At 66.3% G+C, this 20143-nt stretch carries 21 protein-coding genes; 1 reads left to right on the forward strand and 20 read right to left on the reverse strand.

The genetic code is table 11. The annotated features are described in order from the left end of the window. The coding region (locus QTI51_RS16395; RefSeq protein ID WP_286547625.1) for a hypothetical protein at positions 1 to 305 on the forward strand (305 nt) is incomplete at its 5' end. Here QTI51_RS16395 and QTI51_RS16400 read toward each other — a convergent pair. The 20 genes from QTI51_RS16400 to serA all read right to left on the reverse strand — a co-directional run bounded on the left by QTI51_RS16400 (position 295) and on the right by serA (position 20130). Then, the gene (locus QTI51_RS16400) at positions 295 to 822 is read right to left on the reverse strand and encodes a BON domain-containing protein (RefSeq protein WP_116909123.1); all 528 of its coding nucleotides are present in this window, start codon (positions 820 to 822) and stop codon (positions 295 to 297) included. The two genes, QTI51_RS16395 and QTI51_RS16400, sit on opposite strands and share 11 nt — an antisense overlap. 101 nt (positions 823 to 923) lie before the next feature. Further along, positions 924 to 1121: a CsbD family protein gene (locus tag QTI51_RS16405; protein ID WP_116909124.1), complete on the reverse strand. Its 198-nt coding sequence runs from the start codon at positions 1119 to 1121 to the stop codon at positions 924 to 926. A 121-nt stretch (positions 1122 to 1242) separates the two neighbouring features. Then, the gene (locus tag QTI51_RS16410) at positions 1243 to 2067 is read right to left on the reverse strand and encodes a DUF429 domain-containing protein (protein ID WP_116909125.1); all 825 of its coding nucleotides are present in this window, start codon (positions 2065 to 2067) and stop codon (positions 1243 to 1245) included. 4 nt (positions 2068 to 2071) lie between these two features. Then, positions 2072 to 2953 carry an EamA family transporter gene (locus tag QTI51_RS16415; protein ID WP_116909126.1) on the reverse strand — a complete coding sequence of 294 codons (882 nt, stop codon included), beginning with the start codon at positions 2951 to 2953 and terminating at the stop codon, positions 2072 to 2074. A 7-nt stretch (positions 2954 to 2960) separates the two neighbouring features. Beyond that, complete coding sequence (locus QTI51_RS16420) at positions 2961 to 3383, reverse strand: BLUF domain-containing protein (protein WP_116909127.1); 423 nt, start codon at positions 3381 to 3383, stop codon at positions 2961 to 2963. Between the two features lie 2 nt (positions 3384 to 3385). Next, entirely contained in the window at positions 3386 to 4117 is a 732-nt protein-coding gene (folE, locus tag QTI51_RS16425) for a GTP cyclohydrolase I (protein WP_116909128.1), read from the reverse strand. A gap of 73 nt (positions 4118 to 4190) precedes the next feature. Next, on the reverse strand, positions 4191 to 4952 hold the full coding sequence (locus QTI51_RS16430; RefSeq protein ID WP_116909129.1) for an endonuclease/exonuclease/phosphatase family protein: 762 nt from the start codon (positions 4950 to 4952) through the stop codon (positions 4191 to 4193). Beyond that, on the reverse strand, positions 4949 to 5425 hold the full coding sequence (nudB, locus tag QTI51_RS16435; protein ID WP_116909130.1) for a dihydroneopterin triphosphate diphosphatase: 477 nt from the start codon (positions 5423 to 5425) through the stop codon (positions 4949 to 4951). Before nudB ends, QTI51_RS16430 begins: the two co-directional genes overlap by 4 nt. Before the next feature lie 12 nt (positions 5426 to 5437). Continuing rightward, entirely contained in the window at positions 5438 to 7243 is a 1806-nt protein-coding gene (gene aspS / locus QTI51_RS16440) for an aspartate--tRNA ligase (protein ID WP_116909131.1), read from the reverse strand. Positions 7244 to 7280: 37 nt separating this feature from the next. Then, a complete protein-coding gene (locus QTI51_RS16445) occupies positions 7281 to 7913 on the reverse strand; it encodes a DUF502 domain-containing protein (protein ID WP_116909132.1) in 633 nt (210 codons plus the stop codon). 23 nt (positions 7914 to 7936) lie between these two features. Further along, on the reverse strand, positions 7937 to 8296 hold the full coding sequence (locus QTI51_RS16450) for an FmdB family zinc ribbon protein (protein WP_116909133.1): 360 nt from the start codon (positions 8294 to 8296) through the stop codon (positions 7937 to 7939). Between the two features lie 102 nt (positions 8297 to 8398). Next, positions 8399 to 9847, reverse strand: a complete 1449-nt coding sequence (locus QTI51_RS16455) for a high affinity choline transporter 1 (protein WP_116909134.1) — start codon at positions 9845 to 9847, stop codon at positions 8399 to 8401. 13 nt (positions 9848 to 9860) lie between these two features. After that, positions 9861 to 11426: a ubiquinone biosynthesis regulatory protein kinase UbiB gene (ubiB, locus tag QTI51_RS16460; protein ID WP_116909135.1), complete on the reverse strand. Its 1566-nt coding sequence runs from the start codon at positions 11424 to 11426 to the stop codon at positions 9861 to 9863. Further along, positions 11423 to 11992, reverse strand: a complete 570-nt coding sequence (locus QTI51_RS16465; RefSeq protein ID WP_116909136.1) for a ubiquinone biosynthesis accessory factor UbiJ — start codon at positions 11990 to 11992, stop codon at positions 11423 to 11425. Before QTI51_RS16465 ends, ubiB begins: the two co-directional genes overlap by 4 nt. Before the next feature lie 56 nt (positions 11993 to 12048). Further along, positions 12049 to 13080 carry a Tim44 domain-containing protein gene (locus QTI51_RS16470; protein ID WP_116909137.1) on the reverse strand — a complete coding sequence of 344 codons (1032 nt, stop codon included), beginning with the start codon at positions 13078 to 13080 and terminating at the stop codon, positions 12049 to 12051. A gap of 32 nt (positions 13081 to 13112) precedes the next feature. After that, entirely contained in the window at positions 13113 to 13844 is a 732-nt protein-coding gene (gene ubiE, locus QTI51_RS16475; protein WP_116909138.1) for a bifunctional demethylmenaquinone methyltransferase/2-methoxy-6-polyprenyl-1,4-benzoquinol methylase UbiE, read from the reverse strand. 146 nt (positions 13845 to 13990) lie between these two features. Then, on the reverse strand, positions 13991 to 14404 hold the full coding sequence (locus QTI51_RS16480; RefSeq protein ID WP_116909139.1) for a gamma-butyrobetaine hydroxylase family protein: 414 nt from the start codon (positions 14402 to 14404) through the stop codon (positions 13991 to 13993). After that, positions 14404 to 14844: an HIT family protein gene (locus QTI51_RS16485; RefSeq protein ID WP_116909140.1), complete on the reverse strand. Its 441-nt coding sequence runs from the start codon at positions 14842 to 14844 to the stop codon at positions 14404 to 14406. Before QTI51_RS16485 ends, QTI51_RS16480 begins: the two co-directional genes overlap by 1 nt. Beyond that, on the reverse strand, positions 14841 to 18719 hold the full coding sequence (locus QTI51_RS16490; RefSeq protein ID WP_116909618.1) for a DUF3683 domain-containing protein: 3879 nt from the start codon (positions 18717 to 18719) through the stop codon (positions 14841 to 14843). Before QTI51_RS16490 ends, QTI51_RS16485 begins: the two co-directional genes overlap by 4 nt. Before the next feature lie 181 nt (positions 18720 to 18900). Continuing rightward, positions 18901 to 20130 carry a phosphoglycerate dehydrogenase gene (serA, locus tag QTI51_RS16495; protein ID WP_116909141.1) on the reverse strand — a complete coding sequence of 410 codons (1230 nt, stop codon included), beginning with the start codon at positions 20128 to 20130 and terminating at the stop codon, positions 18901 to 18903. Positions 20131 to 20143: the final 13 nt, after the last annotated feature.

The following is a 20143-nucleotide window of genomic DNA, read 5'->3' on the forward strand; positions in this document are numbered from 1 at the left end:
GCCGCCGAAGTCATTTCAGCGAAGCCTTCGATTATGCACTGCTTTTTCAAACCGCGTCAACTTCGAAGGAAGTTTTTTTACCCGACTCACTCACAGTCAATTCCGAAGAACTCACCGCGACTCACTTTGCAGTGGCTGTCAGTCGAGCCCTCGATTATGCACAGTTTTCAGCACCTGACGCAAGAAGCCGACAAGTTTTTTTGTCTCAAGCCGCCTTCGAGCACCGCACCAGGTCGGTTGAGACAACAAAAAGCCCGGACGAGCCGGGCTTCTTACTGCACAGAAGCGTAGAGATCAGCTCCTGACCTCCAACTGGTTGTCCACCGAAGTCACGCCCTGCACCCCCTTCGCGATCTCTTCCGCACGCGCCTTCGCAGCGGCCGTGGGCGCCGGCCCCTTCAGGCTCACTGCCCCCGCCTTGGTATCGACGTTGATCTTGATCGCGCTCAAGTCCGGGTCCTTCGCCAGCCCAGCAGAGACCGAAGCCGTGATGGCCGCATCGTCAACCGTCGCGCTAACTGCAGCACCCGCGTCCTTGGCCGCTTCCTTCACGTTCGCCATGCCGTCCTTCACTTCGGCAGTCGTTCCCGAAGCGTCGACCTTGGCCTTGGCTTCCCTGACTGCTTCACCCGTTTTCGTGGCGGCGGTCTGCGCGGCCTGCTCGGTCTTTGCTACGGCGCTGTCCAGCTTCTCGCCGGCGGTGCGGTTGTCCGACTTGTCGCAGGCGGCCAGCATCAACGCGGCACCTGCGGCCAAGACGACAAACCATGCCCGCGAACGCGGCATGGCAATGGATGGGGCGTATTGCTCTTGTTTGCTCATGAGAACCTCCTGTCGATCTGCGTGAGTCACTGGGAATCACGCATAAAAGAAAAAAGGGCTGCACACACCCGCTTGGCGGGCACGTGCAACCCTTGGTCCGGTCACAGCTTGTCGGCGCCGCGCTTGATCGCGTCCTTGGCGTCTTCCTTCACGTCGCCGTAGGTCTTCTGTACCTTGCCGGCGGCTTGGTCGGCCACGCCTTCGCCCTGCAGCTTTTCATTGCCCACCACCTTGCCGGCGGCTTCCTTGATCTTGCCCTTGGCCTCTTCGACTCGGCCTGCCACTTGGTCCTTGTTCATGATGCGTTCCTTCCTGCGTAGGTGAATGTGTGGGCCGGGTTGACCCACTGACTTCAATCTATGCCCCACGCACAGGCACCGAACACCGCCGGAAGCCCGAAGCGGTGTAGGACAACAAGGCTCAGGCGGTCACGATCCATCCTTCAAGCGGGTCGAAACGCTCCGGCAAGCCATAGCCGGGCCCGACGCTGCCCGCGCGAAGCGAACCCCAGGCGGCCTGCAGCAGGCACATCACCGCGTCGATGTCGTCACCGCGGGCATCTGCCAGCAATTCCCCGCGTTGCGCCCCGGTGATATCGAGCCCCAGGCCAAGCCGGCTGTCGCCGCCTTCCAGCGCTGCGAGCAAGTCAGTGCGCGCCGCCAGCCGCTCGGGCGTCTGCTTGGCGAGGTCGTCACTCTTGTAACTGCGCCGTGCGATTAGTTCGCGTGCCAGCAGGCCGGGGTAAGCCTCCAATGCAATACGGTTGGCGCCGTCCCCCTCGTGCAACCCCGGAATGCGCGCACCCGCCGCCAACAGACGCGGCACGCCCGCGTGCAGCATGTAAGCCACCGGCGGGTTCACCCACTTCATCGACGGGCTGGACCCTGCCGGCAGGTCCGCTGCACGGTGCGCGAACTTGCCACCCACGGGCCGGGCCGCACAGAACGCGGCGAAAGTGTTCCTGATTTCTGCGCGGCTCAAGCCCGCGTAGTGCGCCATCAGCGGCGCCCATTGCACGGGCCAGCCCAGGTGCTCGACCAGTTCGCGCGGCAGGCTGAATGGAAAGTCGAAGCCACCGACCCAGGAAGGCGTGGCGCACAACCAGTCTCCCCAGGCGTCGAGCGTGGAAAAACGCTGCAGGCCCGTCAGCCTGACGCGTCGAGCGCCGACAAGCTCCCCGAGCGCCACCACGATGGGCTTGCGCCGCGTCGGTGCGCTCGAGAAGTCGCAGCCGAGCAGCGCCATCGCCTCAGCCCAGCGCCAACGCCACCACGCCGGCGGCGATGAACACCGCGCCCAACAGCCGCAGCAGCCGGTCGCCCTCGCGCAGCAGGTGCCCGCCGATCAGCGCGGCGAACAGCATCGACACCTCGCGCGCCGGCGCCACATGGGAGATGGGCGCCTGCTGCACCGCATACAGCACGAGCACATAGGACACAGGGCTGACCGCCGCCACCAGCAGCGCGTACTTCCATTGCTGGCGCCACAGCCGCACGGTGGTCGCGCGGTCTTTCAGCGCGACGGGGGCCAGCAGCACCATGCGCACGAGATTGCCGAAGTAGTCGAGAAGAATCGGCGACATGGCCAAGAACTTGACCGCGTAGCTGTCGGCCACCGTGTACGCCGCGATGAAGCCGCCCGTGAGCACGCCGTAGCGAATGCCCTTGAGCACCCGCTCGCGCTGCACCGGGTCGTGCGCCTTGCGCCACAGCTTGGGCCCGCCGGCCACCAGGAACACGCCGCCCACCACGCCGGCAATGCCCGCTACGCCGACCGCGCTGATCTTTTCGCCGAGAAACAGCACCGCCACCAGCGACGACAGCAAAGGCCCCGAACCCCGCGCGAGCGGATAGACCACCGTCAGGTCCGACCTGCGGTATCCGCGCAGCAGCACGATGAAATAGAAGATGTGCAATACGCCGCTGAGTACGACGAAGCCCCACTCCGTCGGGCCCCAGCCCGGCACCACGTTCCAACCCAGCGTGATGCCCACGGGCGCCCAGATCAGCATGTTGAACACGCTGGTCTGGAAGCTGAAGCGCGCGTCGCCGTTCGCCTTCTTGGCGGCGATGTTCCAGCCGGCATGAATGACCCCGGCGAGCAGGATCAGCGCGAATGCGGAGAGCGGCACCCCGCGTTCAGTGGCGGCCGACGATGGCGGCGGTGGCCATCAGTTCTTCCAGCAGCGCCAGCGAGACCTTGCCCGAGACCTTGTACGGGTCGAGCTCGGGCTTTTCGGAATACTTCAGCAGCGTCGAGGCATTCAGCTTCGACAGGTTGACCTGCCCCATGGTCCATCCGCCGAAACGGCGTTCGGCGATTTCCTCGTAGTGCAGCAGCACCACGTCCTTGTGGCGCGCGTCGCGCTGGATGTGGCCGTACAGGTCGCTGATGGCGTCGCGCCCGCCCTCGATCGCCTGCAGGAATGTGCCCGCGCCGTAGCAAAGAATGCCGGTGATGCCGCAGGCCGGGTTGTGCGTGCGCGACTTGCTGAGGATCGCCTCGATCGCCTCGGGACTGGTGTCGACGGCGCGGCTGGCGTAGAGGAGTCGGACCAGCATGTTCAGCTCTTTCTGGGAAGGAGAGACAAAAATTCGCGGCGCAGGCTCGGGTCTTTCAGGAACACGCCGCGCATCACGGAATTGATCATCTTGCTGTCCATTTCCTTCACGCCGCGCCAGGCCATGCAGAAATGTTCGGCTTCCATCACCAGCGCGAGGCCGTCGGGGCGCGTCTTTTCCTGGATCAGGTCGGCGAGCTGCACGATGGCTTCTTCCTGGATCTGCGGGCGCCCCATCACCCATTCGGCCAGGCGCGCGTACTTCGACAGGCCGATCACGTTGGTGTGCTCGTTGGGCATCACGCCGATCCAGAGCTTGCCGATGATCGGGCAGAAGTGGTGCGAGCAGGCACTGCGCACGGTGATCGGGCCGACGATCATCAGCTCGTTCAGGTGCTCGGCGTTGGGAAACTCGGTGAGCGCGGGCGGCGGCACGTAGCGGCCGCGGAACACCTCGTTCACGTACATCTTGGCGACGCGGCGCGCGGTGTTGTCGGTGTTGTGGTCGTTCTCGACGTCGATGACCAGGCTGTCGAGCACGCCCTTCATCTTGACCTCGACCTCGTCGAGCAGCGCTTCCAGCTCGCCGGGCTGGATGAATTCGGCGATGTTGTCGTTGGCGTTGAAGCGCTTGCGCGCGGCGGCAATGCGCTCGCGAATCTTCACGGAGACGGGCGTTCCCTCGTCATCGTCGTTTCGATCGGGGCGCGGGTCGACGTCGGTTTTCCTGAGCATGGCGGGGATCGTACCAGTGAATGACTCCAGACATTCGGGGCTGCAACGCCCGTCCCTTCTTGGAGCGATGCTATCAATTGAGTAGCGTGAAATCGGCGACCAACGGCAGGTGGTCGGACATGCGGGCCCAGATCGGTCCCCTGGGAACCGAACAGGCCAGCGGCTCCAGCTTGCGTCCGTAGACGAAGTCGAGCTGCGCCACCGGCAAGCGCGAGGGATAGGTGAGCGTGCGCGGGCCGCGCAGGTCGCTGGCATCGCGCATGCCCATGGCGTTCATGGCGTAGCGCATGCGCGCACCCCAGTCATTGAAGTCGCCGGCCACCACTACGGCTTCGCCGGGCGGCACCTCGCGGTCGATGAACTCGCGCAAGCGGGCAATCTGCCGCACCCGGCTGCCTTTGATGAGGCCCAGGTGCACCACGATGGCGTGCACCGGCTGGCCGTCCACGTCGATCACCACGTGCAGCAGGCCGCGCTGCTCGAAACGGTGATCGGAAATGTCCTGGTGGCTGGTGCGGATCACCGGCCAACGGGTGAGCAGCGCGTTGCCGTGCTCGCCATGGCGCGTGACGGCATTGGTCTCGTAGACGGCGGTATAGCCCTCGGGCGCCAGGAAGTCGGCCTGCGGCAGTTCGGGCCAGCGAGCGAAGCGCTGCGCGGCCTGCCGGTTCATCTTGCGAACCTCCTGCAGGCAGATGATGTCCGCATCGAGTTGTTCGATGGCATGGCCGAGGTTGTGGATTTCGAGTCGCCGGGCGGGCCCGATGCCCTGCACACCCTTGTGGATGTTGTAGGTCGCGACCCGGAGGTTCTGTGCTGCTGCCGGCTGGTTCATCGGGCAAATTCTGGCAGCAACAGAATGGCTTCGGCGTTCGATGGGGAAAAGCACGCGTCCGCCGCCTCCTGGTAAGGCAGCCAGCGCCAGTCGGTGTGCTCGCGCGGTGCGAGCGTGGGGGTGAGGCGTTCGGGCACGCACAGGCCGAACAGGTGCTCGGTGTTGTGAGTCACGCCGGGCGCGTAGCGGGCACGCCAGCGCGGGTAGATCTCGTAGACGTTGCGCAGTTGCCAGTCGACCAGCTGCGGGGCCAGCGCGGTGCCCTCGCCGCATTGGAAGCCGGTTTCCTCGGCCACCTCGCGCGCGGCGGTGAGCGCGAGCGGCTCGTCGACAACATCCTTGCTGCCGGTGACCGATTGCCAGAAGTCGGTCTCCGCATCCGCACGCCGGATGAGCAGCACATCGAGCGCCGGCGTGTGGATCACGACCAGCACCGACTCCGGGATCTTCCAGGGCCGGGGGCTGGTCGTCATGGCGTCAGACCATCAAGCGGCTTGGGGCGTGTTGCGCAGCTTGATGTGCAGCTCGCGCAGCTGCTTCTCGTCGACCGGGCTGGGCGCCTGCGTCAGCAGGTCTTGCGCGCGCTGGGTCTTGGGGAAGGCGATCACGTCGCGGATCGACTCGGCGCCGGTCATCAGCATGACCAGGCGGTCCAGGCCGATGGCGATGCCGCCGTGCGGGGGGGCGCCGTATTGCAGCGCGTCCAGCAGGAAGCCGAACTTCAGCTGCGCGTCCTCGGCACTGATCTTCAGCGCGCGGAACACCTTGCTCTGCACTTCCTCGCGGTGGATACGCACCGAACCGCCGCCCATCTCGATGCCGTTGAGCACCATGTCGTAGGCCTTGGCGATGCACTTCTCGGGCGCGGTGTCCATGAGGTCTTCATGGCCGTCCTTCGGTGCGGTGAACGGGTGGTGCACGGCGCTCCAGCGCTGGCCTTCCTCGTCGAACTCGAACATCGGAAAGTCCACCACCCACAGCGGTGCCCAGCGGTCGTCGAACAGGCCGCTCTTCTTGCCGAAGGCGCTGTGGCCGATCTTCACGCGCAGCGCGCCGATGGCGTCGTTGACGACCTTTTCCTTGTCGGCGCCGAAGAACAGGATGTCGCCGTTGCGCGCACCCGTGCGGGCGATGATCTCGGCCAGCGTGTTGTCGTCCAGGTTCTTCACGATCGGGCTTTGCAGGCCTTCGCGGCCAGCGGCTGCGTCGTTGACCTTGATGTAGGCCAGGCCCTTGGCGCCGTAGATCTTCACGAATTCCTGGTACGCGTCGATTTCACCGCGCGACAGGCCACCTTCGCCACCGCCGCCGGGCACGCGCAATGCAACCACGCGGCCGTCCTTTTGCGTCGCGGCGTTCGAGAACACCTTGAATTCCACGCGCTTCATCAGCTCGGTGAGTTCGGTGAACTCGAGCTTCACGCGCAGGTCGGGCTTGTCCGAGCCGTACTTGAACATCGCGTCGCCGTACGTCATGGTCGGGAACACCGGCAGGTCGATGCCCGCGGCATTGCGGAACACGTTGCGGATCATGCCTTCGAACATCTCTCGGATTTCCTCTTCGGCGAGGAACGAGGTCTCGATGTCGATCTGCGTGAATTCGGGCTGGCGGTCGGCGCGCAGGTCTTCGTCGCGGAAGCACTTCACGATCTGGTAGTAGCGGTCGTAGCCGGCCACCATCAAGAGCTGCTTAAACAGCTGCGGCGACTGCGGCAGCGCGAAGAAGCTGCCGTCGTGCACGCGGCTGGGCACGAGGTAGTCGCGCGCACCTTCGGGCGTGGACTTGCCGAGCATCGGCGTCTCGATGTCGATGAAGCCGTTGGCGTCGAGGAACTTGCGCGTTTCCATCGTCACCTTGTAGCGCAGCATCATGTTGCGCTGCATGGCCGGGCGGCGCAGGTCGAGCACGCGGTGCGTGAGGCGGGTGGTTTCCGACAGGTTGTCGTCGTCCAGCAGGAACGGGGGCGTGACCGAGGGGTTGAGCACCTTCAGCTCGTGGCACAGCACTTCGATCTTGCCGCTCTTCAGGCTGTCGTTGGTCGTGCCTTCGGGGCGCGAGCGCACCAAGCCGGTGATCTGCACGCAGAACTCGTTGCGCAGGTTCTCGGCCACGGCGAAGGTCGAGGCGCGGTCGGGGTCGCACACCACCTGCACGTAGCCTTCGCGGTCACGCACGTCGATGAAGATCACGCCGCCGTGGTCGCGGCGACGGTTGACCCAGCCGCACAGGGTGACGGTCTGGCCCAGCAGGGCTTCGGTCACAAGACCGCAATAGTGAGTACGCATGGCCATAGGAATCCATTCCGGCGCCTTGTGGGCGCGTTCGTTTTTATGAGTTGGAAGACTTCACCGCCACCGTGGCGGGGCCGCCTGGAACGACCACCCCCATCGAGACGATGTACTTGAGCGCTTCGTCCACGCTCATCTTCAGTTCGATGCAGTCGCTGCGCTTGAGCATCACGAAGTAGCCGCCCGTGGGGTTGGGCGTGGTCGGCACGTATACGCCGAGGTAGTCGCCGCCACCCAGGTGCTCGACCACGTCGGCTCCCGGCGTGCCGGTGACGAAGGCGATGGTCCAGACCCCTTCGCGGGGCCATTGCACCAGCACCGCCGTGCGAAAAGCGTTGCCGTTCTCGGAGAACAGCGTGTCCGACACCTGCTTGACGCTTGAGTAGATCGAGCGCACCACCGGAATGCGCCGCACCACGGCATCGCCCCAGCCGAGCAGGCGCTTGCCGACGAAGTTGCTGGCCACGGCGCCCACCACCAGCAGGATCGCCAGCGTGAGCAGCACGCCGAGGCCGCGGATGTTGTTGTCGTACAGCCAGCGCTGCCAGGCGCCGGGCAGCACCCAGAGCGTCTGGTCCAGCGTGTCGATGATCCACTTCAGCACCGCGAGGGTGATGAACAGCGGAACGATCACCAGCAAGCCGGAGAACAACCATTTGCGCAGGGCGAGCATGGCGGTGGGGAGGTAGTTCTGGGTCAGTCGCCGCTCTTGGCGGCGGGGGCCGGGGCCGGCGAGGGGGCCGGAGCGGCGGGCGCCGGCGCGGCGCTGGGCGCCGCGGCGGGGCTGGCCGAAGCCGATTCGCCGGACTTGGCGTTGGCGTTAGCGGTGTCGCTCGACGCGGGCGCGGTCGACGGCTCGGACTTCTTGCCGCTGCCGTCCCGGAAATCGGTCACGTACCAGCCCGAGCCCTTGAGCTGGAAGCCGGCGGCCGTGACCTGTTTCTCGAAGGCACTCGCGCCACAGTTCGGACACACCGTGAGCGGCGCGTCGGACATCTTCTGCAAAGCGTCTTTGGCAAAGCCGCAGGCGCTGCACTTGTAGGCGTAGATGGGCATGGGAATGGGGTAAAAAAAGCGGCGCAGCTGCCGCTCGCAAAGCCCTCGATTATAGGGGCGCCCCCGCCAAACAGCGCCCGGCGTGGCCGCCGAGCCCCTGCGTCAGGCCGGCTCCGTCGCCAGGGGACGGTGCGGCGTGTGGGTGTTGGTGAGCCATTGCGGCAGCAGCGAACCGGCCACCATGCCCACGAACGCGCACAGCACGCCCGCCAGCTGCGCCGGAAAGGCGTTGCCCCAGGGCATGGCCAGGAACAGCAGCCACACCCCGATGCCCGCCACGATGGACGCCACGGCGCCCTGCGTGGTGGCGCGGCGCCAGTACAGGCCGCACACCAGCGGCACGAAAGCGCCCACCAGCGGCACCTGGTAGGCGCCCGACACCAGTTCGTAGATGGGCGTGCCCTGCATGCGGATGGCGTAGGCCAGCACGGCGGCGCTGAACAGCAGCACCGTGATGCGCATCGTCCTGAGGTTCTCGCGGTCGGTGCCGGCCGGGCGGAACTGGCGCCAGATGTTCTCGGTGAAAGTGACGCTGGGCGCCAGCAAGGTGGCCGAGGCGGTCGACTTGATGGCCGAGAGCAGCGCACCGAAGAACAGCACCTGCATCACAAACGGCATCTTCTGCAGCACCAGCGTGGGCAGCACCTTCTGCGGATCTTCCTTCAGCAGCGTAGCGGTCTGCTCCGGCATGATCAGCAGCGCGCTGGCCACCAGGAACATCGGCACGAAGGCGAACAGGATGTACGCCACCCCGCCGATCACCGGGCCGCGCTGGGCCGCCTTCACGCTGTTGGCCGACATCACGCGCTGGAACACGTCCTGCTGCGGAATGGAGCCCAGCATCATCGTGATGGCGGCGGCAAAGAAGAACACCACGTCGTGCCAGTTCGGCTCGGGCCAGAACTTGAACAGGTCCTTGCTGACGGCGAAGGCGACCACCTTGTCGGCGCCGCCGGCCATGTTGCCCGCGAACATCGCGATGACGGCCAGGCCGGCCACCAGGATGATCATCTGCATGAAGTCGGTGACGGCCACCGACCACATGCCGCCGAACAGCGTGTAGGCCAGGATGGAAACCACCCCGATCACCATGCCCAGCGGAATGCTGATGGCGCCGGCCGACAGCAGGTTGAATACCAGCCCCAGCGCAGTGACCTGCGCCGACACCCAGCCCAGGTAGCTCAGCATGATGATCAGCGAGCACGCCACTTCCACCGTGCGGCCGTAGCGCTCGCGGTAGTAGTCGCTGATGGTCAGCAGCGTCATGCGGTAGAGCTTGCCCGCGAAGAACAGGCCCACCAGGATCAGGCAGGTGCCCGCGCCGAACGGGTCTTCCACCACGCCGTTCAAGCCCCCTTCGATGAACTTGGCCGGAATGCCCAGCACCGTTTCGGAGCCGAACCACGTCGCGAAAGTGGTCGTGACGATCATGAACAGCGGCAGGTGCCGCCCGGCAATGGCGAAGTCGGTGGTGTTCTTCACCCGCTTGGCGGCGTACAGGCCGATGGCGATGGTGACCAGCAGATAGACGATGACCAACGTCAGCAGCACAGCGAAAACTCCTCTAGAACAAGCGCACCCGCACCAGCAACTGCATGGCGAGCAACCCCAATACAAAACCTATGCCACCGTAGACGATGGTCTGGAGCAACCGGTTGGTGCGCTTTTGTTCGGCCAGCAGTTCGAGCAGTTCGCGCCGGTTGTCGGCGGGGCGATTTTCCAGGAAATCGTGCAGAAGTCGCGGAAACTGAGGAAGCAATTTGGCGTAGCGCGGCGCTTCGGCCTTGAGTTGCTGCAAGAGCTTCTTGGGGCCGATCTGGTCGACCATCCATTTCTCGAGAAAAGGCTTGGCCGTGGCCCAGAGGTCGAGGTCGGGGTCGATGTTGCGGCCCAGGCCCTCGATGTTGAGCAGCGTCTTCTGCAGCAGCACCAGCTGCGGCTGGATCTCGACCTGGAAGCGGCGCGAGGTCTGGAACAGCCGCATCAGTACCATGCCCAGCGACAGCTCCTTCAGCGGCCGGTCGAAATACGGCTCGCACACGGTGCGGATGGCTGCCTCGAGCTCGTCGATGCGCGTGCCCACCGGCACCCAGCCGCTTTCCAGGTGCAGCTCGGCCACGCGCTTGTAGTCGCGCCGGAAGAAGGCCACGAAGTTCTGCGCGAGGTACTCCTTGTCCGACTCGGTCAGCGTGCCGATGATGCCGAAGTCCAGCGAGATATAGCGCCCGAAGGTCTCGGGCTCCAGACTCACCTGGATGTTGCCGGGGTGCATGTCGGCATGGAAGAAGCCGTCGCGGAACACCTGCGTGAAGAAGATCGTGACGCCGTCGCGGGCCAGCTTGGGAATGTCGACGCCGGCCGCGCGCAGGCGGTCCATCTGCGCAATGGGCACGCCCTTCATGCGCTCCATCACCATGACCTCGGGGTGGCAGAAGTCCCAGAACATCTCGGGGATCAACACCAGGTCGAGCGAGGCCATGTTGCGGCGCAGCTGGGCCGCGTTGGCCGCCTCGCGCACCAGGTCGAGCTCGTCGTGCAGGTACTTGTCGAACTCGCCCACCACCTCGCGCGGCTTCAGGCGCTTGCCGTCGGCCGAGAGGCCTTCGACCCAGCCGGCCATCATGGCCATGAGCGCCAGATCTTTCTCGATCACGCCGCGCATGTTGGGGCGCAGCACCTTCACCGCGACCTCGCGCACCTCGCCCTGGTTGGTGCGGATGGTTGCGAAGTGCACCTGCGCGATGGACGCGCTGGCGATGGGCGTCTCGTCGAACTGCACGAACACGTCGCCCACCGGACGGCGGAACGCGCGCTCGATGGTCGCGATGGCCACGGCCGAGGGAAACGGTGGCACGCGGTCCTGCAGAAAGGCCAGCTCGTCGGCGATGTCGGGCGGCAGCAGGTCGCGCCGCGTCGACAGCACCTGGCCGAACTTCACGAAGATGGGGCCGAGCCGCTCGAGCGCCTCGCGCAACCGCTGGCCGCGCGGCGCATCGAGGTTGCGCCCGATGGACACCACGCGCGCCACCACGCGCAGCCAGGGCTTCTGGAAGCTCGTGAGCACGAGCTCGTCGAGACCGTAGCGCAGCGCGACCCAGACGATGAACAGGCCGCGATAGAAGCGACTCATTCGACCCTGCCCGCCGAGCCAGACGCCGAGCCGCCGGCCTTGGCCGTGCGATCGCCGACGAACTGGCGCAGCGCGCCCACGACCCGGCGCACGCCGTTGCCCAGCGTGTGCGCGGGCACGTCGCCGATCACGCGTGCGAGGTCGTCCTCGACGTCCCAGCGCACATGGTCGACCAGCCAGTTGACCTCGGCCGCCAACTGCACGTCACCCAGGATCTGCACGGCGGGCTTGTCGCCGCGCAGCGTGGCGCGGGCAATGTCGAAGGGGGAGTCGTCGGTGACGGTCAGGGTCAGCTCGGGCACCGAGCCCGCGGGCGCCAGGTCGAGCAGGCCGGCCGGCGTGGCGACCAGCTCCATGGTGACGAAGCGCCACTGAAAGCGCACCACCCGCCCCTGCTGGCGCAGCAGCCGCTGCTGGGCCTCGGGCTCCTGCTGCAGCACATGGTTCAGGAACAGGACGACGCGGTGCTGGATTTCGTGCACCGCCCAGTCCGGGGGTTGCAGACGCTCGCCGACGCGGTTGAACAGGTCGCCGAGAAAAGAAAAAGGGGACGATGGTGTGGCCATGTCCCCATTATCCCGTCTGTGTCGCGGCCCTGTGGGAGCCGCGCTTCAGGTTTTTCTTACTGCAATGCCTGCACGCCGGCCACCAGCCAGCCGCTGTTGCCGCTGGTCGGCTTGGTCATGTTCCAGACTTCGCGGAACGGACCCGGGCCGGCCGAGGCGTCTTCGCGGATCATGCCGGAGAACTCCACGCTGGCCATGTAGGCGTCGGGCAGCTCTTCGATGCCCAGCAGCTTGGCGTCGAGCATCACGACTTCGGTCTTGTTCGAGGCACCGCCCGTGTGGCTGGCGCGGTCGGCCAGCTGCGTGCGAATTTCCTCGACCATGCTGTCGGTCATCATCGAACGCAGCATCGACACGTCAGCGCGGTCCCATGCGTCCTGCAGCGTCACGAAGTTGCGCTTCGCGGCACCAAGGAAGCCGTCGACATCGAAGCCCGCGGGAATGCCCCAGGACTGCGAGCCGCCGAGCGCCGAGCCGATCATGCTGCCACCGGCCGCGGCACCCGCTGCCGAGAGGCTGCTGCCGTGCGGCGCGTCGTTCGAGGGTGTGGCGTCGAAGGACGTCGCGTTGCGCTCCCACGGACGGGCCGAGGCGTCGTTGCCGACATTGGCCGGGCTGTACTGCGCGGGGGCGCTGGCGTTGCTCGGGCTGGCACCCGCGCCCTGGAACGCGAAGCCACCCTGGCGGCTGGCGCCCGATGCCTGCGAACGCGCCTTGAACATGCGCCACACCATCACGCCGGCCAGCACCAGCAGGCCGATCAGCAGGATGTTGCCGAAGCCGGCGCCCAGGCCCAGCGAATGCGCGAGCCACGCGAGGCCCAGGCCGGCCGCGAGGCCGCCGAGCATCGCGCCCCACGGGCGCTTCGGTGCAGCGGCCGCCGGTGCGGGCGTTGCAGGCTTGGCTGCCGCGTTGGTCGCGTTCTGCTGCGCGGGTGCGCCGGGCGATGCGGGCGGCGTGGCCTGGCGTTGCGTCACGTTGGACGACTGGCGCCCGAACGACTTGCCGCCACCCATGCGTGCCGCCTCGGCCTGGACACTGCCCAGGACCAAAGCCGCCGCCAAAAACAAAGTACCCAAATTCTTCATGTCGTCTCCTCTCGAGCGAAAGATTCGCGTCATCAACATTTGATTCCAACATGCAGCGCGGCGATGCCACCCGTCATGTTGTGATAGTCCACATGTCCGAAACCGCCCTCTTTCATGAGGGTCTTGAGTTCCTCTTGCGAGGGGTGCATCCGGATCGATTCGGCCAGGTAGCGATAGCTCGCGTCGTCGCCGGCCACGAGCTTGCCCAGGCGGGGAAGCACGTTGAAGGAGTACCAGTCGTAGGCCTTGGCCAGCGGCTTGGCGACCTTCGAGAACTCGAGCACGAGCAGCTTGCCGCCCGGCTTGATGACGCGGTTCATTTCCTTGAGCGCGACGTCCTTGTGGGTCATGTTGCGCAGGCCGAAGGCCACGGTGACCACGTCGAAGTGGTTGTCGGGGAACGGGAGTTTTTCAGCGTCGCAGACCGTGGTGGGCAGCGAAACGCCGGCGTCGAGCAGGCGGTCGCGGCCGGTGCGAAGCATGGCTTCGTTGATGTCGGTGTGCACCACCTGGCCGCTGGCGCCGACCTTCTTCGCGAAGGCCAGCGCGAGGTCGCCGGTGCCGCCCGCGATGTCGAGCACGCGCGAGCCTTCGCCCACGTTCGCGACCATGACGGTGTACGCCTTCCAGGCGCGGTGCAGGCCGGCCGACATCAGGTCGTTCATGATGTCGTAGCGCGAGGCGACCGAATCGAAGACACCGCGAACGCGGCGGGCCTTCTCGCTTTCGTCGACTGTTTCGAAGCCGAAGTGTGTGGTACTCATGCGACCGATGTTAGGCCGGAAGCCTTCACATCAAGCCGACGACCCCGCGGGCACGGCGGGCATTCGTTGCTTTTTTTATCGCGCCCTTCCGGGGTGTAGGGCCATGGGGCCCGGTGCGGCGCCGGAGTTTCGAGCGATTTCGCCGCTCAGTGGCTGCTGCAGGCCGGGCCGCTGTCCTCGATCATCGGCGCGTCGCGGTCCACGCCCGCCGCCGCGAGGCGGCTTTCGTAGGTGGCCCACAGCTCGGCCTGCTTCGCGCCGAGTTCATAGAGCAGGTCCCACGAGTAGATGCCGGTGTTGTGGCCGTCGCTGAAGGTCGGCTGCACGGCGTAGTTGCCCACGGCCTCCAGCGCGACCAGCTCGACCTCGCGCTTGCCCGTCTGCAAGATCTCCTGGCCCGGGCCATGCCCCTGCACCTCGGCCGACGGCGAACAGATGCGCATCAGCTCGAACGGAATGCGAAAGCTCGCGCCGTCCGAAAAGCCCACTTCGAGCACGCGCGACTGGCCGTGCACGGTGATCGATTGCGGCGTCGGTGCGCCCGGTTTCAAGCCTGCCATCAGAAGCTCCCGTTGCTCAATCGCTCGATCATCGCAGCCTCGGCGGCCGGCAGGCGCGCTGTGGTGGCGGCCTCTTGCGCGGCATTGCGCTCGCGCAGCATCGGCGCCCACACCGAACCCGGAAAGTGGCTGTCGTCGGCGAAGCGCGCAATCACGTGCCAGTGCAGGTGCGCCACCATGTTGCCCAGCGCCGCCAGGTTGATCTTGGCCGGTTGCAGGTGCTCGCGCAGGCTCTGCTCCACCAACGCCACCGCATCCATGCACAGCACGCGGTCCGCCGCGTCGAGGTCGGAAAACTCCGGCGCATGGTCGCGCCACACCACGCGATAGAAGGCTGGAAAGCCCGCCTCCTGCGCGCGGATGACGCGCAGCTTCGCGCCCTCGAACACCAGCCGGCCGCCCGGGCCGTCACACAGCACGCAACCTTGCACGCTAGTCATACCAGCACCCGCTCGATCCCGCCCTGGTTGGCCGCGGCCACGTAGGTCGGCATCCAATCGGCGCCGAGGATCTTGTTGGCCATCTCGACCACGATGTAGTCGGCTTCGAGCAGGCCGTTGTTCAGGTCGTTGCCGTAGCGCGAGAGGCCTTGCAGGCAGCTCGGGCAGCTGGTGAGGATCTTCACGTTGTCGTTCGCGCCGACCTTGCCGCTATCACGCAGCATGGCCTCGCCCTTCTTCAGCTCTTCTTCCTTGCGGAAGCGGATCTGCGTGGAGATGTCGGGCCGCGACACGCCCAGCGTGCCCGACTCGCCGCAGCAGCGGTCGTTCTTGAGCACGTTGTCGCCCACCAGCGCCTTCACCGTCTTCATCGGGTCCTGCTGCTTCATCGGGCTGTGGCAGGGGTCGTGGTACAGGTAGCCACCGCCGCCCGCGTCCGCCAGGGTGATGCCCTTCTCGAGCAGGTACTCGTGGATGTCGATGATCCGGCAGCCCGGGAAGATCTTGTCGAACTGGTAGCCCTGCAGCTGGTCGTAGCAGGTGCCGCAGCTCACCACCACCGTCTTGATGTCGAGGTAGTTCAGCGTGTTCGCCACGCGGTGGAAGAGCACGCGGTTGTCGGTGATCATCTTCTCGGCCTTGTCGAACTGGCCGCTGCCGCGCTGCGGATAGCCGCAGCACAGGTAGCCGGGCGGCAGCACGGTCTGCACGCCCGCATGCCAGAGCATGGCCTGCGTGGCCAGCCCGACCTGCGAGAACAACCGCTCCGACCCACAGCCCGGAAAGTAGAAGACCGCCTCCGTCTCCGAGGTGGTCGCCTTCGGGTTGCGGATGATGGGCACGTAGTCCGCGTCCTCGATGTCGAGCAGCGCGCGCGCGGTCTGCTTGGGCAGGTTGCCCGGCATCTTCTTGTTGATGAAGTGGACCACCTGCTCTTTCAGCGGCGCGGGGCCCAGCGTGGCCGGCGGCGCGCCGGTCTGCTTCTTCGCCAGGCCGCGCAGCAGGTCGTTGGCCAGGCGCTGCGCCTTGAAGCCCACGCCCACCATGCCCGCGCGCACCGCCTTGATGGTCTGCGGGTTGGTCGCGTTCAGGAAGAACATGGCCGCCGCGTTGCCCGGACGGAAGCTCTTTTGCCCCATCTTGCGCAGCAGGTTGCGCATGTTCATGGACACGTCGCCGAAGTCGATCTTCACCGGGCACGGCGTGAGGCACTTGTGGCACACGGTGCAGTGGTCGGCCACGTCCTCGAACTCTTCCCAGTGCTTGATGCTCACGCCGCGGCGCGTCTGCTCTTCGTACAGGAAAGCCTCCACCAGCAGCGAGGTGGCGAGGATCTTGTTGCGCGGGCTGTACAGCAGGTTGGCGCGCGGCACATGCGTGGCGCACACCGGCTTGCACTTGCCGCAGCGCAGGCAGTCCTTCACGCTGTCGGCAATGGCGCCGATGTCGCTCTGCTGCATGATCAGCGACTCGTGCCCCATCAGCCCGAAGCTCGGCGTGTAGGCGTTGGTCAGGTCGGCATGCAGCGTTTCCGCCACGCCCGCCGGCGCGCGCAGCAGCTTGCCCTTGTTGAAGCGGCCTTCGGGGTCGACCCGGGCCTTGTACTCGGTGAACGGGCGCAGCTCTTCGTCGCTCAAAAACTCGAGCTTGGTGATGCCGATGCCGTGCTCGCCCGAGATCACGCCGTCCAGGCTGCGCGCCAGCGCCATGATGCGCACCACCGCGGCATGCGCGGTCTGCAGCATGTCGTAGTTGTCGCTGTTCACGGGAATGTTGGTGTGCACGTTGCCGTCGCCCGCGTGCATGTGCAGCGCGACCCACACGCGGCCCTTGAGCACGCGCTTGTGGATGGCCGTGCACTCGGCCAGGATGGGCGCGAACTCGGCGCCCGAGAAAATTTCCTGCAGCGGCTGGCGCAGCTGGATCTTCCAGCTCGCGCGCAGCGAATGGTCCTGCAACTGGACGAACTGCGCATCCACGTTGCGCAGCCAGCCGGCCCACAGCGCGCGCACCTCCTGCACCAGCGCCACGGCCTGCGCTACGCGGTCTTCCAGCAGCTCGGCCGCCGGAATCTCGTGGGCGTCGTCGGTCTTGCCCAGTGGCAGGTTGCCGCGCGTGAGGAAGGTCTCGAGCTCGTCGGTGAGCGCGAGCTTGTTCTGCAGCGACAGCTCGATGTTGATGCGCTCGATGCCGTCGCTGTACTCCGCCATGCGCGGCAGCGGAATCACCACGTCTTCGTTGATCTTGAAGGCGTTGGTGTGCTTGCTGATGGCGGCCGTGCGCTTGCGGTCGAGCCAGAACTTCTTGCGCGCCTCGGGGCTGATGGCAATGAAGCCTTCGCCGCTGCGCGAGTTGGCGATGCGCACCACTTCCGACGTAACACGCGCCACCGCATCGGCGTCGTCGCCGGCGATGTCGCCGAACAGCACCATCTTGGGAAGGCCGCCGTGCTTCTTCGACTTGGTGGCGTAGCCCACGGCCTTCAGGTAGCGGTCGTCCAGGTGCTCCAGGCCGGCCAGCAGCACGCCCGAGCGCTTCTGCTCGGCGAACATGAAGTCCTTGATCTCGACGATGCTGGGCACCGCGTCCTTCGCGTTGCCGAAGAACTCCAGGCACACGGTGCGCGTGTGCGCGGGCATCTTGTGCACCACCCAGCGGCAGCTGGTGATGAGGCCGTCGCAGCCCTCTTTCTGGATGCCCGGCAGGCCCGAGAGGAACTTGTCGGTCACGTCCTTGCCCAGGCCTTCCTTGCGGAAGCTGCGGCCCGGAATGTCGAGCCGCTCGGTGCGCAGCTTCGTCTTGCCGTCGGCCGCGTAGTACTGCAGCTCGAACACGGCGCTCTCGGCGTCGTGGATCTTGCCCAGGTTGTGGCCGATGCGCGTGACCTCGAGCCACTCGGCCTGCGGCGTCACCATGCGCCAGGAGGCCAGGTTGTCCAGCGCCGTGCCCCACAGCACAGCCTTCTTGCCGCCCGCGTTCATGGCCACGTTGCCGCCCACGCACGACGCCTCGGCCGAGGTCGGGTCGACCGCGAACACGAAGCCCGCGCGCTCGGCCGCGTCGGCCACGCGCTGCGTGACCACGCCGGCCTCGGTCCAGATGGTGGGCACGGGGTCGGCCAGGCCGGGCAGCGGCATGTGCTCGACCTCGGTCATCGCCTCGAGCTTCTCGGTGTTGATGACCACGCTGTTCCAGGTCAGCGGAATGGCGCCGCCGGTGTAGCCGGTGCCGCCCCCGCGCGGAATGATGGTCAGGCCCAGCTCGATGCAGCCCTTGACCAGCAACGCCATCTCGGCCTCGGTGTCGGGGCACAGCACCACGAACGGGTACTCCACGCGCCAGTCGGTGGCGTCGGTCACGTGCGACACGCGCGAGAGGCCGTCGAACTTGATGTTGTCCTTGGCCGTGAGGCGGCGCAGCACGCGCGTGGCCTTGCGGCGCAGGGCGGCCACGTCGCGGAACTTGGTGTCGAAGGCCGCCACGGCCTCGCCCACCAGGCCGGTGAGCTCGCCCACGAGCTGGTCGCGCGAGGGGTCGCTGTCGGGGGTGCGGCGCTTCTGCACCTCGCTCAGGCGGTGCTTGAGGGCATCGACCAGCTGGCCGCGGCGGCGCGGGTTGTCGAGCAGGTCGTCGACCAGGTAGGGGTTGCGCTGCACCACCCAGATGTCGCCCAGCACCTCGTAGAGCATGCGTGCCGACCGGCCGGTGCGGCGCTCGGCGCGCAGGGTCTGCAGCAGGTCCCAGCCGCGTTCGCCCAGCAGGCGAATCACGATTTCTCGGTCGGAGAAGCTGGTGTAGTTGTACGGGATCTCGCGCAGTCGGACAGGCTCTGCGGCCTGTGCCAACAGCGTGTTCAACGCGGTCGGAGCATTCATCGGGTGGGGCGCCTCGGCCGGGCGCTGCGCACCCATAGCCGGGCTGGGGATTTTAGGGCAGGCCTCGGGGTCTTGCCTCGTGGCGTGCCGGCCGCCCTTGTGCTAGGGGCGCCAGCGGGCTGAATGCCGCGGCGCCCTCACCCCAACCCGCTCCCCGGGGGAGAGGGAGCAAGCCAGCGCGTCAGAACAGCACGCGGCTGCGGATGGTGCCGTTCACCTTCGCCAGCTTCTCCAGCGCCAGGTCGGAGGAAGCCGCGTCGATGTCCATCACCACGTAGCCGACCTTCTCGTTGGTCTGCAGGAACTGCGAGGCGATGTTGATGTGGTTGTCCGAGAAGATCTTGTTGATCTCCGACAGCACGCCCGGCACGTTGCGGTGCACGTGCAGCAGCCGGTGCTTGCCCGGATGCGCCGGCAGCGCCACTTCCGGGAAATTGACCGACGAGATCGAGGTGCCGTTGTCGCTGTACTTGACCAGCTTCTCGGCCACCTCGCCGCCGATGTTGGCCTGCGCCTCCATGGTGGAGCCGCCGATGTGCGGGGTCAGGATCACGTTGTCCAGGCCGCGCAGGGCCGACACGAACTCGTCCTTGTTGCTGCCCGGCTCGACCGGGAACACGTCGATGGCGGCGCCCCAGAGTTTCTTGGCCTTGATGGCGTTGGCCAGCGCCTCGATCTCGACCACCGTGCCGCGCGCGGCGTTGATGAGGATGCCGCCCGGCTTCATGGCGGCGATTTCCGCCTCGCCGATCATCCACTTGGTCGAAGGGAGCTCGGGCACGTGCAGGGTGACGATGTCGCTCTGCGCCAGCAGGTCGTGCAGCTTGGGCACCTGGCGGGCGTTGCCCAGCGGCAGCTTGCTGACCACGTCGTAGAAAGCCACGTGCATGCCCAGCGCCTCGGCCAGCACCGACAACTGGGTGCCGATGGAGCCGTAGCCCACGATGCCCAGGGTCTTGCCGCGGATTTCATGCGAATTGACAGCCGACTTGAGCCAGCCTCCGCGGTGCGCCAGCGCGTTTTTCTCGGGAATGCCGCGCAGCAGCAGGATGGCCTCGGCCAGCACCAGTTCGGCCACCGAGCGCGTATTGGAATAAGGTGCGTTGAACACGGCAACGCCGCGCTCGCGGGCCGCGTCCAGGTCGACCTGATTGGTGCCGATGCAGAAGCACCCCACGGCCACCAGCTTCGGCGCGGCCGACAGCACGTCGGCGGTGAGCTGGCTTTGCGACCGGATGCCCAGGAAGTGCACGTCGGCCAGCTTGGCCTTGAGCTCTTCGCCCTGCAGGGCCTTGGGCAGGGTCTCGATCTGACTGTAGCCAGCCCCTCGGATCACCTCGATGGCCGAGGGATGAACACCTTCAAGAAGAAGGAACTTGATCTTGCTTTTGTCGAGAGAGGTTTTGCTCATGCACCGAAGGCTA

The organism is Variovorax sp. J22G73 (genome assembly GCF_030317035.1).
Taxonomy (GTDB): Bacteria; Pseudomonadota; Gammaproteobacteria; order Burkholderiales; family Burkholderiaceae_C; genus Variovorax.